General features: G+C 59.5%; 14 protein-coding genes. 12 read left to right on the forward strand and 2 right to left on the reverse strand.

The window, feature by feature from the left end:
• Positions 1-8 precede the first annotated feature (8 nt).
• The 4 genes from GSM73_RS25960 (at position 9) to GSM73_RS25975 (ending at position 3984) form a co-directional block, all read left to right on the forward strand.
• Entirely contained in the window at positions 9-2234 is a 2226-nt protein-coding gene (locus tag GSM73_RS25960; protein WP_160894291.1) for a TonB-dependent siderophore receptor, read from the forward strand.
• Between the two features lie 76 nt (positions 2235-2310).
• Positions 2311-2613, forward strand: a complete 303-nt coding sequence (locus GSM73_RS25965) for a helix-turn-helix transcriptional regulator (protein ID WP_047230144.1) — start codon at positions 2311-2313, stop codon at positions 2611-2613.
• A 62-nt stretch (positions 2614-2675) separates the two neighbouring features.
• On the forward strand, positions 2676-3650 hold the full coding sequence (locus tag GSM73_RS25970) for a zinc-dependent alcohol dehydrogenase family protein (protein ID WP_047230143.1): 975 nt from the start codon (positions 2676-2678) through the stop codon (positions 3648-3650).
• Between the two features lie 40 nt (positions 3651-3690).
• The gene (locus tag GSM73_RS25975; protein WP_139049732.1) at positions 3691-3984 is read left to right on the forward strand and encodes an antibiotic biosynthesis monooxygenase; all 294 of its coding nucleotides are present in this window, start codon (positions 3691-3693) and stop codon (positions 3982-3984) included.
• A gap of 245 nt (positions 3985-4229) precedes the next feature.
• Here GSM73_RS25975 and GSM73_RS25980 read toward each other — a convergent pair whose 3' ends face one another.
• Positions 4230-4871 carry a TetR/AcrR family transcriptional regulator gene (locus tag GSM73_RS25980; protein WP_160894293.1) on the reverse strand — a complete coding sequence of 214 codons (642 nt, stop codon included), beginning with the start codon at positions 4869-4871 and terminating at the stop codon, positions 4230-4232.
• 105 nt (positions 4872-4976) lie between these two features.
• Here GSM73_RS25980 and GSM73_RS25985 point away from each other — a divergent pair, with 105 nt between their 5' ends.
• Complete coding sequence (locus GSM73_RS25985) at positions 4977-6182, forward strand: MFS transporter (protein WP_160894371.1); 1206 nt, start codon at positions 4977-4979, stop codon at positions 6180-6182.
• A 62-nt stretch (positions 6183-6244) separates the two neighbouring features.
• Positions 6245-7195 carry an alpha/beta fold hydrolase gene (locus GSM73_RS25990; protein WP_160894295.1) on the forward strand — a complete coding sequence of 317 codons (951 nt, stop codon included), beginning with the start codon at positions 6245-6247 and terminating at the stop codon, positions 7193-7195.
• Positions 7196-7315: 120 nt separating this feature from the next.
• Here the strand turns inward: GSM73_RS25990 and GSM73_RS25995 are convergent, their stop codons facing one another.
• Positions 7316-8209: a LysR family transcriptional regulator gene (locus GSM73_RS25995; protein WP_160894297.1), complete on the reverse strand. Its 894-nt coding sequence runs from the start codon at positions 8207-8209 to the stop codon at positions 7316-7318.
• A 94-nt stretch (positions 8210-8303) separates the two neighbouring features.
• On the opposite strand from GSM73_RS25995, the gene GSM73_RS26000 reads away from it, so the two are divergent.
• From GSM73_RS26000 to GSM73_RS28005, 6 genes are all read left to right on the forward strand, one after another.
• Positions 8304-9470 (forward strand): MFS transporter, encoded by a 1167-nt coding sequence (locus GSM73_RS26000; protein WP_160894299.1) that lies wholly within the window; start codon positions 8304-8306, stop codon positions 9468-9470.
• Positions 9471-9620: 150 nt separating this feature from the next.
• Entirely contained in the window at positions 9621-9899 is a 279-nt protein-coding gene (locus tag GSM73_RS28340) for a carboxymuconolactone decarboxylase family protein (RefSeq protein ID WP_372241412.1), read from the forward strand.
• A gap of 24 nt (positions 9900-9923) precedes the next feature.
• Positions 9924-10094 carry a carboxymuconolactone decarboxylase family protein gene (locus GSM73_RS28345; RefSeq protein WP_372241413.1) on the forward strand — a complete coding sequence of 57 codons (171 nt, stop codon included), beginning with the start codon at positions 9924-9926 and terminating at the stop codon, positions 10092-10094.
• A 46-nt stretch (positions 10095-10140) separates the two neighbouring features.
• On the forward strand, positions 10141-10518 hold the full coding sequence (locus tag GSM73_RS26010) for a MerR family transcriptional regulator (RefSeq protein ID WP_047230139.1): 378 nt from the start codon (positions 10141-10143) through the stop codon (positions 10516-10518).
• 412 nt (positions 10519-10930) lie between these two features.
• Positions 10931-12031 carry an ABC transporter substrate-binding protein gene (locus GSM73_RS26015; protein ID WP_256677096.1) on the forward strand — a complete coding sequence of 367 codons (1101 nt, stop codon included), beginning with the start codon at positions 10931-10933 and terminating at the stop codon, positions 12029-12031.
• A gap of 31 nt (positions 12032-12062) precedes the next feature.
• Positions 12063-14527 (forward strand): ATP-binding protein (locus GSM73_RS28005; RefSeq protein ID WP_372241418.1); only part of this gene is annotated, 2465 nt, incomplete at its 3' end.

The raw sequence follows: 14527 nt of genomic DNA on the forward strand, positions 1-14527 counted from the left end.
CTTACGCCATGTCTGTTGCAAGTCGACCTTGCGGTGAGTCCGCGTTATCAATCGCGATTCGTACCGTCACGCTGAGTTTCATTTTGGTCGCAGGAAGCGCCACCGCCTGGGCGGCAACTTCGGCGAAGGAGCCCGTTGCCGATAAGACCCCGAACATCTCGACGGACGGGAAATCGCAGGGCCTGACCCTTGAGGACACTAATATCACGGGTGCTTACAGCGGCCCGACCGCGCTTCCGGCAGAGCTGGCCGGTGGTCAGGTGGCTCGCGGCGCCCGTTTGGGGATGATCGGCAACAAGGACCTCATGGACACGCCGTTCAGTGTCATCAGCTATACCGCCAAGACCCTGGCCGATCTGCAAACCGTGACGGTGGCCGACGCGTTACAGCGCGATCCTTCCGTGCGATCCACCGGCCAGACGGGCGGTATCGTCGACTCCTTTTTTATCCGTGGTTTTCCGATCGGTGAGGGTAACCTCGGCGAGCTGGCTTACGATGGCGTCTATGGCGTGGCACCCAATTACCGGGTGTTCACCGAATACGCCGAACGGGTCGAAGTGCTCAAGGGACCAGGTGCCCTGATGTACGGTCTTTCGCCTAACAGCGGTGTAGGCGGGGTGATTAATATCGTTCCCAAACGTCCGTTGGAGCAAGATCTGACTCGCGTGACGACCAGTTACTCCTCCAACTCGCAAGTGGGCGGTCATCTGGACGTCAGCCGTCGATTTGGTTCGGAAAACCAGTTCGGCGTGCGCTTCAACGGCGGCCTGCTGGGGGGTGACACGGCGGTCGACGACCAGGAGCGAGAATTCAATATCGGTGCGATTGCCCTCGATTACCGAGGCGAGCGGTTGCGCTTGAACCTGGACTTCATCAACCAGAAAGAAAGCTTCGAAGGCGCATCGCGGCCATTCACGGTTGCGCCGGGTGTGGACGTTCCGTCAGCGCCCAATGGGCGTACCAACGTGTCGCAGAAATGGGGCTGGTCGGACACTAAAGAGCAATCAGCGTTACTGGGCGGCGAATATGACCTGAGCGATTCGGTCACTGTGTTTGCCCACGCCGGCGGCGGTCGATCAGACGTCAAGCGGATGTCCGATCAAGTGCCGAGAATTCTCAACAGCACCGGGGATACCAGCAATACACCGGGGTACTACAAATTCAACGTTGATCGGTCGACGGCAGATGTGGGGGTCCGCGGGGTATTCGCCACCGGCCCCGTCACCCACACGACCACGCTAATGGCTACTACGTATCAGGATGAACTGTCCCGGGGTATCACGAACGGGACACCCGTCCTCTCGAATATCTACCATCCAATTGACGTGCCCAAGCAATTCATCAACGCGCCCAAGGTTCTGCGGGTGTCCGAATCAGAATTGTCTGGCGTAGCCTTGACTGACACCCTGTCGGTGCTGGATGACCGTGTTCAGTTGACCCTGGGGCTGCGCAAGCAAGATATCGAGTCGCGCAACTACAGTGCTGCCGGTTCGGTCAGCTCCCGCTATGACGATAGCGCCATGACCCCGTTGGTCGGTGTGGTGGTCAAACCCTGGGAAGATGTGTCGCTTTACTATAATTACGTCGAAGGCTTGAGCAAGGGCGATATCGCGCCGGGCACGGCAACGAACGCCGGTGAAACCTTCGCTCCTTATGAATCCAAGCAACACGAAATCGGCGTCAAATATGAACACGGCACCTTCATGACCACCCTGGCGCTGTTCCAGATTGAGAAGCCCAGTGGCGAAATTGGCGCGGGAAACGTGTTTTCGGTACAGGCGGAGCAGCGCAACCGTGGTGTTGAGCTGAGCATGTTCGGTGAAGTCGCCCCCGGCACTCGCTTGATGGGCGGCGTCACATTCCTCGATGGCGAGCTGACGGACTCGGCCACTGCAGCCAACCGCGGCAACAAACCCGTGGGTGTACCTGAAGTACAAGCCAATGTGTGGGCGGAATGGGATACCCCATGGATGGAGGGCTTCACTCTCACCAGCGGTGCTATCTACACCGATAAGCAATACGTCAATCAGGCGAACACTCAAGCGCTGGACTCCTGGACGCGCTTCGACGCAGGTGCTCGCTACGCCACCAGGATAGAAGGTCGGCCGACCACGTTCCGCGCCACGGTGCAGAATGTGTTCGATCGCGAGTATTGGTCCGGTGTCGCCTCCTATGGCGCGTTCTCCCCCGGCTATCCGCGCACCTTGCAGCTCTCGGCGACGGTGGACTTCTAAAGGTCGGCAAGGGTGGCCCCAAGCAAGGGTCACCTTTTCGTATTGACATATCGGTAAATCTCGATATCCTGAGCGCATGGAACTGATCGAAATATTCAAAGCCCTCTCGAACCCTACGCGTCTTCAAATCCTGAAAGGTTTGAAGGATCCCGTAAAGAACTTCCCTCCGCAGGATGAGGGTGACGTTCTCACGGTCGGCGTCTGCGTGAGTAGTATTCAAGAGGGTATCGGGCTGTCGCAGTCAACGGTGTCCGGTTATCTTGCCACGTTGCAGCGAGTGGGCCTGGTCGAAGTCAGGCGCATCGGTCAGTGGACCTACTACAAACGCAATGAAGCAACCATCAGCGCGCTTGCCGAGGTCATAGGGAAAGATTTGTAATTTTTTTACGGCAACATATCGAGATATCTCGATATACCACTTTATAGATATGAGGATTTACCATGAAAGCGATGATACTGAAGTCATTTGGCGGTCCTGAGTCGTTCGAACTCCGCGACGTGCCCAAGCCCGTGCCGGGCGCGGGACAGGTCCTGGTCCGGGTACACGCAACCTCGATCAACCCGTTGGATTATCAGGTTCGACGTGGCGACTATGCCGACCTGGTGCCACTGCCGGCCATTACCGGACACGACGTATCAGGCGTTGTCGAAGAAGTCGGGCCGGGTGTGACGAGCTTCGCTCCGGGAGACGAAGTCTGGTACACCCCGCAAATTTTCGACGGCCCAGGCAGTTATGCCGAGTACCACGTTGCGGCCGAAGGCATCATCGGGCGTAAACCGCAATCACTGAGCCACCTTGAGGCAGCAAGTCTGACCCTGGTTGGCGGGACGGTGTGGGAAGCACTGACCGTGCGAGCGGCGCTCAGAGTGGGGGAGAGCATTCTGATACACGGCGGCGCGGGAGGCGTAGGGCATGTCGCGATCCAGGTGGCAAAAGCCATTGGAGCGCGGGTCTTCACGACCGTGCGCGAAGCAAACTTTGAGTTCGCACGCAGCCTGGGTGCCGATGTGCTCATCGACTACGAAAAGGAGGATTACGTCGACGCCATCATGCGCGAAACCGGTGGTCACGGCGTGGATGTGGTGTTCGACACCATCGGCGGCAACACACTGACGCGTAGCCCCGACGTGCTCGCCCAACTCGGCCGCCTAGTCTCGATTGTGGACATTGCCCAGCCGCAAAACCTTGTTCAGGCGTGGGGCAAGAACGCGAGTTATCACTTCGTTTTTACCCGACAAAACCGCGGCAAACTTGATGAGCTGAGCGCATTGGTAGAGCGCGGTCAACTGCGCCCGCATGTTGGCGCGGTCTATTCGCTGGCCGACATTGGACTTGCCCACGCTCGACTGGAGAGCCCCAACAACGGCCTTCAGGGAAAAATCGCGATTGCAGTCGAGCCATCGCTCATCTCGTGAGTGCGTACTTTTAATCAACTGAGCTTGTTGGAGGAATGCCATGATTTATGAAATCGCTCTGCTCCCCGTTCACAAAGAACGCATTGAAGCGTTCAGACACGCATTTGCCGAGGTCGCCCCTTTGCTCACCCGCGCAAAGGGTTACGGCGGCCACTTGTTAGCGCAAGGGATTGAAACCCCCCAGCAATTCAACCTGATCGTGCGCTGGGCCTCACTTGAGGATCACACGCCGGGCTTCGAAGCGAGTGAAGACCATCGGCTATTCATGATGGGGTTGGAGGAATATTTTTCGGAAGAACCGAAGGTCTACCATATTGAGGGGGGGAGCTTTTAGGACTGACGAACATGATGCTTCCAACAATACCGTCGGCATGGATGCTGCCGGCGCCTTGAGGGGCTTGTGGCCTTGAAGCAAATAGCCGTTGTTGGAAGCAGACGTTCATGACCGGCAACTCTCGACCCAAAGCGGACATTCTTCAGGCACAACACGCTCATCAACAGCCCAAGAGCGCCTTTCAGTCTGATTGGCATCGATACCGATGCCTTTGCTGGGAACGAGGTTTCGCTGTTTACTGCCGTTTAGGGATTGCCTGAACCAATAGCCGGACGACGGATACACGATGCATCCCATAACGTCATGATTTGCGTCACCGCGTCATCTATCTGTTTGAGGGGCACACCGTCTCGGGCCAGTACCGAAATCCCCAACAGAAAGCTGTCAAACACCGTGGCCAATGCCTCGGGCACGACCGTGGTTGGCAGCTCCCCGGATGCGATAGCGCGTTCGACACACTCCACCATCCTGGCACGGTTCAAGGATCTGGCGTCAGCCAGGGGCTGCGAGATGGCTTTGCTCTCATCCGTGCAGGCACTCAACAGACCCAGCGCCACCAAGCACCCTGCGGGGTGGTCGGGCTCACACTGCATTTTCGCGGAGCGCCGCAGCGTAAGCTCGATCGACTCTCTCGGGGAGAGCGTGGTGTCAAACAGGCTATCGGTCACCCGGCCGTGGGTGTTCAGATAACGTTCCATCACCTCATTGAACAGCGCCTGCTTTGAGCCGAATGCAGCGTAGAAGCTGGGTGCGGTGATGCCGCCGCCGATATTTGCCTTGAGCTGGCTGAGTGATGTTGCGTCATAGCCGTGCTCCCAGAACAAATGCATCGCCTGAGTAATCGCCACGCCACGGTCAAAGGTGCGTGGACGTCCCATCTGTGCCATGTGAGCCTCCTCTCGATCAATTAAATACTAATCGATATATAAGTCGTTGACTAGATGGCGGCACACCTTCATATTGTACCGATCAGTATATATGTGAGGTGGCAAATGACTACAGATGAGCGACAGAGCGCAAAGCTTCCGCTTGGGGCATTACTTGCACTGGCCATGACGGGTTTCATTTGCATTGTCACCGAGACCTTGCCAGCGGGCTTGCTGCCCGAAATTGGCAGTGGCCTGGGTGTCTCTGCGTCTCTGGCCGGACAGATGGTGACAGTCTATGCGTTGGGGTCGTTGCTGGCGGCAATCCCGCTGACCATTGCCACGCAAAGCTGGCGCCGCAGAACGGTACTGCTGGTGACTATTGTCGGCTTCCTGGCATTCAACTCCCTCACGGCGCTGTCTTCCGATTACTGGCTGACGCTGATTGCACGGTTTTTCGCTGGTGTTTCAGCGGGGCTGGCCTGGAGCCTTATCGCGGGCTATGCACGGCGCATGGTCGCCCCGCATATGCAGGGGCGCGCATTGGCGGTGGCGATGGTAGGTACGCCCATCGCGTTGTCGTTGGGTGTGCCGATGGGAACCTGGCTGGGTGGATTCATGGGCTGGCGCATGGCCTTTGGATTGATGTCCGGCATGACCCTGGTATTGATCGTATGGGTGCTGATCAAAGTGCCGGATTACCCAGGCCAATCATCCTCACAGCGCATGCCGTTACGTCTGGTGTTTTTCACCCCTGGCGTCCGCTCGGTATTGGCTGTCGTCTTCACCTGGATGCTGGCCCACAACATTCTTTACACCTATATCGCGCCCTTCGTTTCCAAGGCTGGGCTGAACAGTGACGTCGATTTGGTATTGCTCACATTTGGTGTCGCGGCGCTTACCAGCATCTGGCTCACGGGCCGACTGGTTGACCGGCACCTGCGAACAACCGTGTTGGCCAGCCTTGCGACATTCGCAGCGGTTTCGATTTTCATTGGAGTGTTCTCAGGCTCCGCCGCGGCCATTTACGTGGGTGTCTTTATTTGGGGGCTGACCTTTGGTGGCGCGGCCACCCTGCTGCAAACAGCACTCGCCGACGCCGCAGGTAAGGGCTCTGACGTTGCGCTCTCCATGAACGTAGTGGTCTGGAACAGCGCTATTGCCGGCGGTGGACTGCTGGGTGGCGTGTTACTCGGCCAATGGGGAACGAGTGCATTTCCGGGCGTGTTGCTGGCGTTGTTATTGATCAGCCTGGCCATTGCGTTTCGGGCACGGGCGCATGGTTTTCCGCAAGGTCAACGGCACACCACCCAGGCGATCCACAGTCATTGATCGGGGGATAGCACGCCTTCGCATGGTCGTAATTTTCAGTCATAACTTGATGGATAAATGAAATGAAAAGGCGCATTAGATTGGCCCTCGCCGCAGTTGCAATCACCCTGGCTTTGCCATGCTTGGCTCAAGCGGCAGAGTTTCCTGTCCCAGCGGGATTCAAGAGTGAATTCAAAACCATAGACGGCGTCAGGCTCCACTATGTGAAAGGCGGTTCCGGGCCTTTGGTTTACCTGGTCCACGGATTTGGTCAAGCCTGGTATGAGTGGCACAGCTTGATGCCCGAACTTGCGAAGACTCACACCGTAGTTGCGGTGGATTTACCGGGTCTGGGCGAGTCGGAACCGCCCAAGACCAGTTACACCGGCACTGACGTCTCGAAATATCTGTTCGCCCTCGCGACACAGCTAAGCGGCAATCAGCCGTTTGATCTGGTTGCGCATGACATCGGTATCTGGAACACCTATCCAATGGCAGTAACGCACCAAAGCCAGATAAGGAAACTGGTGTACATGGAGGCACCGATTCCCGACAAGCGCATGTACGATTTCCCGGCATTCTCACCACAGGGTGAGTCACTGGTCTGGCATTTCAGCTTCTTCGCCGCTGGCGACCAGTTGGCCGAAAAGTTGATCACAGGGCATGAAAAGCTGTTCCTCTCGCACTTCATCAAAGAACACGCGACCAACAAGGATGTCTTCACGCCTGAGCTGCTCGATCTGTACGCCAAGTCATACGCCAAGCCTCATACGCTGAACGCGTCGTTCGAATACTACCGAGCGCTTAACGAATCGGTCGCTGAAAACGTCGAGCTGTCGAAGACCACCCTGAACATGCCCGTGCTGGCAATCGGCGGTGGAGGGCACGGCGCAATGGGGCAATTTCAAGTGGATCAGATGAAAGAGTACGCGACGAATGTAGAAGGCCAAGTCTTGCCCAATTGTGGGCACTGGTTGCCGGAGGAGTGTTCCGCTGAATTGAATCCTCTGGTGGTCAAATTCTTGAATAACTGACCGATGCTCTTGATGCGTAAGGTGGCTGCTATTCGAGGCGCGGCAGCCACCGGTGTGAACCATAGTCGGGGCTTGGCAAATGTCCGCTTTCATCCGAAAGGGGCAGGTGACGTTACCCGTTTACATCCGGTGATGTTCCAGCAAGAAGTCCACGAATAACCGCACCCGCGCCGGCATTGCCGAACCACCTACGAACACCGCATGAATCGGCTCCCGGTCTCCGGGGTTCCAGGCTTCCAGCAGCGGTACCAGATCGCCGCGCCGCAGGTCCTCGGCTACGGTGAAATAGCCGATACGCGCGATGCCAGCGCCTACCCGTGCGAGTTGTGCCAGCGCTTCACCACTGCTGCATTCGATGTTGCCGCTGACCTTCAGGGAAAACTCATTTGCGTCGCGGATGAACGGCCAGTTGGGTTCGGCACGCCGGAAGTTGAAGCGCAGGCAGTTGTGCCGTAGCAGGTCTTCCGGTTCCCGGGGGATGCCGTGGCGCTGCAGATACTCGGGCGATGCCACCACGACCTGGCCGGTGTCGCCGATCCTTCGTGCGGTCAGCGGGCTGTCGGGCAGATGGCCAAAGCGTACCGCCACGTCGGCCTGGCCGCCGAGAATGTCGACCACTTCGTCGCCGAGGGTGAGGTCGACGACGATGTTCGGGTAGCGGGCGCTGAATGCTGCCACCAAGGGAACGATGGTCTGGCGCCCATGGCCGAGGGCGGCACTGACCCGTATACGGCCCCGGGGCACGCCCTGGTCGGCGATGGCTTCTTCGACCTCGGCCATGTCGGCCAGGATACGGCGGGCGCCGCGCAGGTAAGCCTCGCCCTCGGCGGTGAAGGTGATCGCTCGGGTGGTGCGCAACAACAGGCGTGTGCCAAGACGTTGTTCAGTACGCGCGATGATCCGACTGACCGCCGAGGGGCTCAGCCCCAATGCACGCGCGGCGGCTGACAGGCTGCCTTCCTGCGCCACGGTGGCGAACACGCTCATTTCACCTGATCTGCCGTTGAAGTCCATTTGTGCTCCGTACGCAAAGGTGATTGCCAGAAATGCTATCTACCGCCTGAAAAAGTTGGATCGTAGCATTGGCGGCATAGATAAGGAGCCTTCCATGCGTATCAATCCACCGCTTGTCGCACTCGCCATTGGTGCCTTTGGCATCGGCGTTACCGAGTTCGCCCCCATGGGCATGTTGCCGGGCATCGCTGCGGATCTCGGCGTATCCATTCCCGCCGCAGGTTTGTTGGTCAGTGCCTACGCCTTGGGCGTATTGCTCGGCGCGCCGCTGATGACCCTGACCACCGGCAGAATTCCCCGGCGCTATCTGCTGATCGGACTCATGGCGATTTTTACCCTGGGTAATCTGATGTCAGCCCTGGCTACCGATTACTACAGCCTCATGGTCGCCAGAGTGGTGACCTCACTGAACCACGGTGCGTTCTTTGGCGTCGGCTCCATCGTCGCCGCTAGCGTGGTCGCCCCGGAGAAACGCGCCGGGGCGGTGGCGGCCATGTTCTTGGGCCTGACCCTGGCCACCATCGGCGGTGTGCCGCTGGCCGCCTGGTTTGGCGAACTGTTCGGCTGGCGCACCGCATTCTGGGGTATTACCGGACTCGGCGTGGTAACCATGGCCGCGTTGTGGTTCGCGCTACCAAATCTGCAAGCGCCACAACGCGTCGGTGTACTGGCCGAAATTCGAGTGCTGGGCCGTGGACCGGTGCTGGGGGCGTTGGCCCTGACCGTAGTCGGCTCGGGTGCAATGTTTACCGTCTTCACCTACATCGCGCCGATCCTCAGCAGCGAAACCCATGCATCAACCGCCTACATCACCGCCATGCTGATGCTGTTCGGTGTGGGGTTGACGCTGGGCAACATGTGGGGCGGCAAGGCCGCCGACCGCTCGATAGATCGCACCCTGATCGTTTCGCTGAGCGCGCTGATTCTGGTCTTGTTGGCATTCACCGTACTGATGCGTTGGCCGCTGCCGGCCGCCGTTGCCATCCTGATATGGGGGATCGCCAGCTTCGCCCTGGTGCCGCCGCTACAGATGCGCGTCATGGAAGCCGCCAAGGACGCACCCAATCTGGCCTCGGCGGTGAACATCGGCGCCTTCAACTTGGGTAACGCGATGGGTGCAGCGCTGGGCGGAGCGGTGATCAATACCGGGCTGGGTTATCCGGCGATTTCCCTGGCTGGAGCGGCAATGGCGGGTCTGGGGCTGCTGATGGTATTGGTTTTTGCCTGGCGTTCCAGAACGATTGCAACTGCGGTGGTGTGACGATGATGTGATTGGGGCTCCCTTTAGCTGCGGGCCCTTTTAGCTGAAAGCAACTGGCGCTTGACTTAGAGCGCACTCTAACCAATAGCCTCCTTGTTGCACCGCCAAAACGGCCAGGTCCGTTGCGCGGCTTAAACAAGGAGGCAGGTCATGACATTTAAAAAACTGAGCGCTGTAACCGGGCTCGTGCTTTCAGCAATCGCAATTCCGGCGTCGGCAACTGACCCGGATAGTCGACGAGTGAAAGGGGTAGAGACCCTGGAAAGAATCACCGGGGCCGCCGGCAACAACGTGGTCAAATCGCTTAGCGATATCTCGCCCGAGCTGGGTGAATGGATAGTCGATTTCGCCTATGGTGATGTGTTTTCCAGGCCTGGTGTCGCTCTGTGCACACGCGAGTTGGCAACCATCGCGGCCCTCACCGCATAGGGGAACGCGCAACCTCAACTCAAGGTGCATATAGAGGGGGCGCTGAATGTGGGTTGCAAACCTGAGGAGATCGTTGAAATCATCATCCAGATGGCGGTGTATGCTGGTTTTCCCAGCGCGTTGAATGGCATCAGCGCAGCGCGGGAAGTGTTTGCCAAACGAGGCATCAAAGTTGTTGCCGCACCTCCCGAGTGAGCGGGACGGGTGCATTACCGAACACCGATGGCCAAGGATTGTGCTTATGAACGCCTACCAGACGATTGACCAGGTCGCCAAGCGCACCGGCCTTACGGCCTATACCCTGCGCTACTACGAACGCATCGGCCTGTTGGCACCGGTCGCCCGTGCGGCCGGCGGGCAACGGCTTTATGCGCCGACTGATATGGCGTGGCTGGAGTTTTTGCTGCGTTTACGCACCACTCACATGACCATCGGCAAAATGCAAACATTCGCCAAGCTGCGCAGCGCTGGGGACTCAACGATTGCCGAACGCCGCCAGATGCTGGAGAGCCATTTACAGGATGTACAGGCCGAAGTTGCTGCCATGCAAAAGGCCGTTGCTGCACTGCAAGTCAAGATTGACCACTACCGTGCGCTTGAGGCCAAGGAGGAAGGTTAGGATCTGCTCTGTTGGTCGACTCCCGCCCATCACGACAAGCAGAGTCTCGCTGAAATCCTTCATGGCCGCGAGCGAAGTGGGCACCTTGAGACTATGCTCAGTGTCACTGCAGGCAATGTACTGATTTCGGTTTTCAGCCGCCAAGGAAAGGAGTCTGTATGTCTCTGGTTCTTCGTGCCCGGTTCTATGATTGGAATGACCGAATGAGCAATCCGGTAACCGGTGCCCAGGGGCGCAGCTTGATCAATGGGCAATATCTCCTCAGTTCGTGAGCGTTTGGGCGCTTCATTCACAGGGTCGACGATCTCCAATCTGAAGGCCGACTTCTCCAACCAGGTCGAGCAGTCGATCCAGACTGTCGGCAAATGCAGGTGGATTACTTTTGGTAAATCCCAAGGACATGGAGAGCCGCATGAACACTAAACCACTCCACAAAATCTTATGGCGCCTCGCCGGCTGTGTGACCGGGCTGGCGATGGTTGCCGCCAATCCAGCCCAAGCTGCCGATGGCGGCATCGCCGGCGGCCCTACCTCAAGCTATAGCATTGCCTTCAGCAACTCCTACGCGGGCAGTGATTTCCGCAAAGTGATGGTGCGCAACTGGCAGGAGGTGGCGGCCCAAGCACAAAAGGATGGCTTGGTCCGCGAGGCTCCGGTGGTCAGCGCCAATAACTCGGCGGCGGAACAGGCGGCCCATATCCAGGACATGATCGTCAAAGGCGTGAACGCCATCGTCATCCTGGCCGCGTCCGACACGGCCCTCAACGGGGTGATTCGCGATGCATGCAACGCTGGCATCGTGGTGGTCGTCATGGCCAGTCTGGTCACCGAAAGCTGCGTCTATACCGTGGACTACAACTGGTCCGCCATGGGCCGCGTGGAAATGGATTATATCGCCGAGCGCCTCAAGGGGAACGGAACACTGCTGGAGATCCGCGGCATTGCCGGCGATGCCACCGATAAAAACATCAGTGACGGCATTCGCAAAGCCGCCAGCGACTACCCGGGCCTGAAGTTCGCCAAGACCGTTTACGGGAACTGGACGGCGTCCGTCGCACGCAAGGAGGTGGCGCTGGCACTGCCGTCGCTGCCCAGCATTGATGCCGTCGCGACTCAGGGGGGCGACGGTTATGGCGCGGCCATGGCGTTCAAGGCGGCGGGGCGCCCTTTGCCGATCATTGTGATGGGGAACCGTCAGGACGAACTTGCCCTGTGGAAACAGGAGCGCGATGCCAATGGCTACGAGACCGTCTCGGTCTCCGCCTCCCCAAGCGTTTCCCAGGTGGGGTTCTGGGTGGCCCAGCAGATTCTGGCGGGCAAGCAAGTGCCGAAGTTCGTCGAGGTGCCGCTGGTACGCATCGATGCGAAGGACCTGGACGCTTGGCTCGCCACTATGCCGGTGGGCGGCGCCGCCAATCCTTTCTACAGCCAGGCTTCCGTTGCGGCGATGATCGACGCGGCCATCAACCATACGGCGCCGCCGGCGCCTTTGCCGGAGGTGACGAAGCAGTAGTGGTGGACGGGGAGCGAGGAGGCGAGGCGCCGTGTTGACATTCAGACCCACCACGGACAGGCCCATTGCCGTCAGGATCGGGCTGGCAGTCGCCGCACTGGTGTTTCTGATGCTGGCGGTATCGCTAGTGAACCTCTATGGCCTGCGAGGCATGGTTCGTTCGGTGGATTCGGCCAGCCATTCCGCAGAAATTCTGGCCTCGGTCAACGGGGCCACCGAGCGGGTGGAAAACTTCATCGCCACCCGCGACCAGGAAAGCCTCTCCCAAGCCGAAGGCATGGTGGCGACCGCTATTGCCGGCCTTACCGCCATTGCGGTGGCAGAGGCGCAATCGCTCAAGGGCGGTCTGGACAGGCTCGCCGCGGCGATCGCCGCTTTGCGGGCGGCGACCCTGACCATGGATGGCGAAACGGAGAACATGACAGCCCACTACGGCCGGATGCGAGAGGCGACGATCCTGGTCGAACAGGGCATCGCCGATGGGCTGAAGGGGCTTGACGCCCGCACCGCTGAGCACCAGGCGCAGGTGAGCAACATTGAAAGCGCCCATCGCATCCTGGATATCCTGCGCAACGGCGAACGGATCATCATCGCCAATGTGGCCAAGATGCTGGTGACCGGTGACGGGGCGGCCGCGGCGCACAGCGCCTGCGCGGCACTCCCGCCGGTGGTCGAGCAATTGCGCGAGGTGATGGGGGAGCCGCAGGAGAGAGAGCCCCTCGACCAGTTGGCAACAGCGGTCGTTGCTACCTGCGTGACGGTAGAGCACCTTGGCGAGGCGCCCAAGTTGCGGGGAGGCGAGGCGTTGCGGCAGCTCGCCGTCGTCGGGGATGTGGTCGAGCACCTCGAGGCAATGTTGAGTGAGGTGGATGGGCGCGTTGCTCATGATGCAAGCGACATTCAGGCAGCCACCGGCTTGCTGCACAATGCCGCCGCGTTGTCCAAGCGTTTCGCCGAGCGTGTTGCCACCCTGGAGGCGCAGACCTTGTCGTTTCGCCTGTCACCGTCAGCCGAGGTCGCCAGCTCTGTCGGCCACATCCTTGATGAACTTTCCCGTCTCGCGCGCGTTCTGCCTTCGTCCGTGGGGCCGCAAGCCAAGGCTACGCCCCTGACGGTCAGCGATCAGATTGCCGGCTACCGGGCGGCATTCGCCAGGTTCCATCAGGCAAGCAACGCTTTGAGCGATGCACGCGATCAGGTTCGCGACGAGGCTCGCAGCGCCGGCCAGTTGGTTGCGCGCTTCGCTGGAGAGGCGCGCTCCGACGCCTTGGTCCACAATGATCGCGGCATGCTTGCGACGATAATTGCAGGTACCGTCGCCATCCTGCTAGCCGGCGCCATCGCCTGGAGCACGTCGCGATTTATCGCACAGCCCATCGTGGCCCTGGCCTCGGTCATGCGCAGGCTTGCGGCCGGCGACCTGAACGCCGAGATCGCCAGCGCCGCACGCGGCGACGAGATTGGAATCATGACCCGCGCCGTACGGGTGTTCCAGGAGAATGCCCTGCGCATCCGGGTGCTGGAGGCTGAGGCTGAGGCCGAACGACAGCAAGTGCAGGCCTCCTTGGAGAGAATGGTCGCCGAACGGACCGACACGCTGCATCAACAGACCGAGGTGCTGGAGGCGCAGGCCGTCGAGCTCATTCAGGCGCGCAACCAGGCCGAGACGGCCAACCAGGCAAAGAGCGATTTCGTCGCCACGGTCAGCCACGAACTGCGCACCCCCCTGACCCTCATTCTCGCCCCTCTGGAGCAGCTCTCGGCGGCGACCATCCCGCCGGCGGACTGGCATGTGCAAATCGACCGCGCCCAACGCAACGCACTGCGCTTGATGAACCGGGTGAATGACATTCTCGATTTCTCCAAAGCCGAAGCGGGCAAGTTTGAGGTGTGTCCGGCGCCAATTGACTTGAACAAGATGGTTGCTGTGCTGGCCGAGGATGCCGCCATGGTGGCCGAGGGCAAAGGCTGCACCCTGACCAGTAGCATCGATCCTGCGCTCGGCACGGTGTTCCTGGATCCCCGACACTTCGAGAAGATTCTTCTCAACCTGGTGAGCAATGCCATCAAGTTCACGCCCGCTGGCGGCACCGTGCACCTGGCAGTGACGCTGATTGATGGCGAGCGTTTTGAACTCGCGGTGCAAGACTCGGGGATCGGCATTGCGCCTGACAAACTGCCGTTGCTGTTCCAGCGTTTTTCCCAGATCGACAATTCCGCCACGCGCCACTACAGCGGCACAGGCATCGGTCTGGCCCTGGTCAAGGATGTGGCCGAACTGATGGGGGGCGAAGTGGGCGTGAACAGCGAGCCTGGACGGGGTTCGTGCTTCTTTGTTCGACTTCCGCTGGGGGCCGAGCAAAACACCGTGCCGAGCGAAGCCAGCAATATGCAGGAGCGATCGTCATCGAGCACAACAAGCACTATTGAGCAGCGCCACTTGCGTTTCGACGACGGCCACCAAGGCAGTCGCAACGACCAAGTCGTGACGCAAGG

This window comes from Pseudomonas sp. PICF6, assembly GCF_009831705.1.
GTDB classification, from domain to species: domain Bacteria; phylum Pseudomonadota; class Gammaproteobacteria; order Pseudomonadales; family Pseudomonadaceae; genus Aquipseudomonas; species Aquipseudomonas rhizophila.

What these genes read in the sequence shown, in the direction of transcription:
- GSM73_RS25970 (WP_047230143.1), top strand. Translation starts at nt 2,676, where the DNA reads ATGAAAGCGATGATACTGAAGTCATTTGGCGGTCCTGAGTCGTTCGAA.
- GSM73_RS26015 (WP_256677096.1), top strand. Translation starts at nt 10,931, where the DNA reads ATGAACACTAAACCACTCCACAAAATCTTATGGCGCCTCGCCGGCTGT.
- GSM73_RS25975 (WP_139049732.1), top strand. Translation starts at nt 3,691, where the DNA reads ATGATTTATGAAATCGCTCTGCTCCCCGTTCACAAAGAACGCATTGAA.
- GSM73_RS25980 (WP_160894293.1), bottom strand. Translation starts at nt 4,871, where the DNA reads ATGGCACAGATGGGACGTCCACGCACCTTTGACCGTGGCGTGGCGATT.
- GSM73_RS25965 (WP_047230144.1), top strand. Translation starts at nt 2,311, where the DNA reads ATGGAACTGATCGAAATATTCAAAGCCCTCTCGAACCCTACGCGTCTT.
- GSM73_RS28340 (WP_372241412.1), top strand. Translation starts at nt 9,621, where the DNA reads ATGACATTTAAAAAACTGAGCGCTGTAACCGGGCTCGTGCTTTCAGCA.
- GSM73_RS25985 (WP_160894371.1), top strand. Translation starts at nt 4,977, where the DNA reads ATGACTACAGATGAGCGACAGAGCGCAAAGCTTCCGCTTGGGGCATTA.
- GSM73_RS26000 (WP_160894299.1), top strand. Translation starts at nt 8,304, where the DNA reads ATGCGTATCAATCCACCGCTTGTCGCACTCGCCATTGGTGCCTTTGGC.
- GSM73_RS25995 (WP_160894297.1), bottom strand. Translation starts at nt 8,209, where the DNA reads ATGGACTTCAACGGCAGATCAGGTGAAATGAGCGTGTTCGCCACCGTG.
- GSM73_RS25960 (WP_160894291.1), top strand. Translation starts at nt 9, where the DNA reads ATGTCTGTTGCAAGTCGACCTTGCGGTGAGTCCGCGTTATCAATCGCG.
- GSM73_RS26010 (WP_047230139.1), top strand. Translation starts at nt 10,141, where the DNA reads ATGAACGCCTACCAGACGATTGACCAGGTCGCCAAGCGCACCGGCCTT.
- GSM73_RS25990 (WP_160894295.1), top strand. Translation starts at nt 6,245, where the DNA reads ATGAAAAGGCGCATTAGATTGGCCCTCGCCGCAGTTGCAATCACCCTG.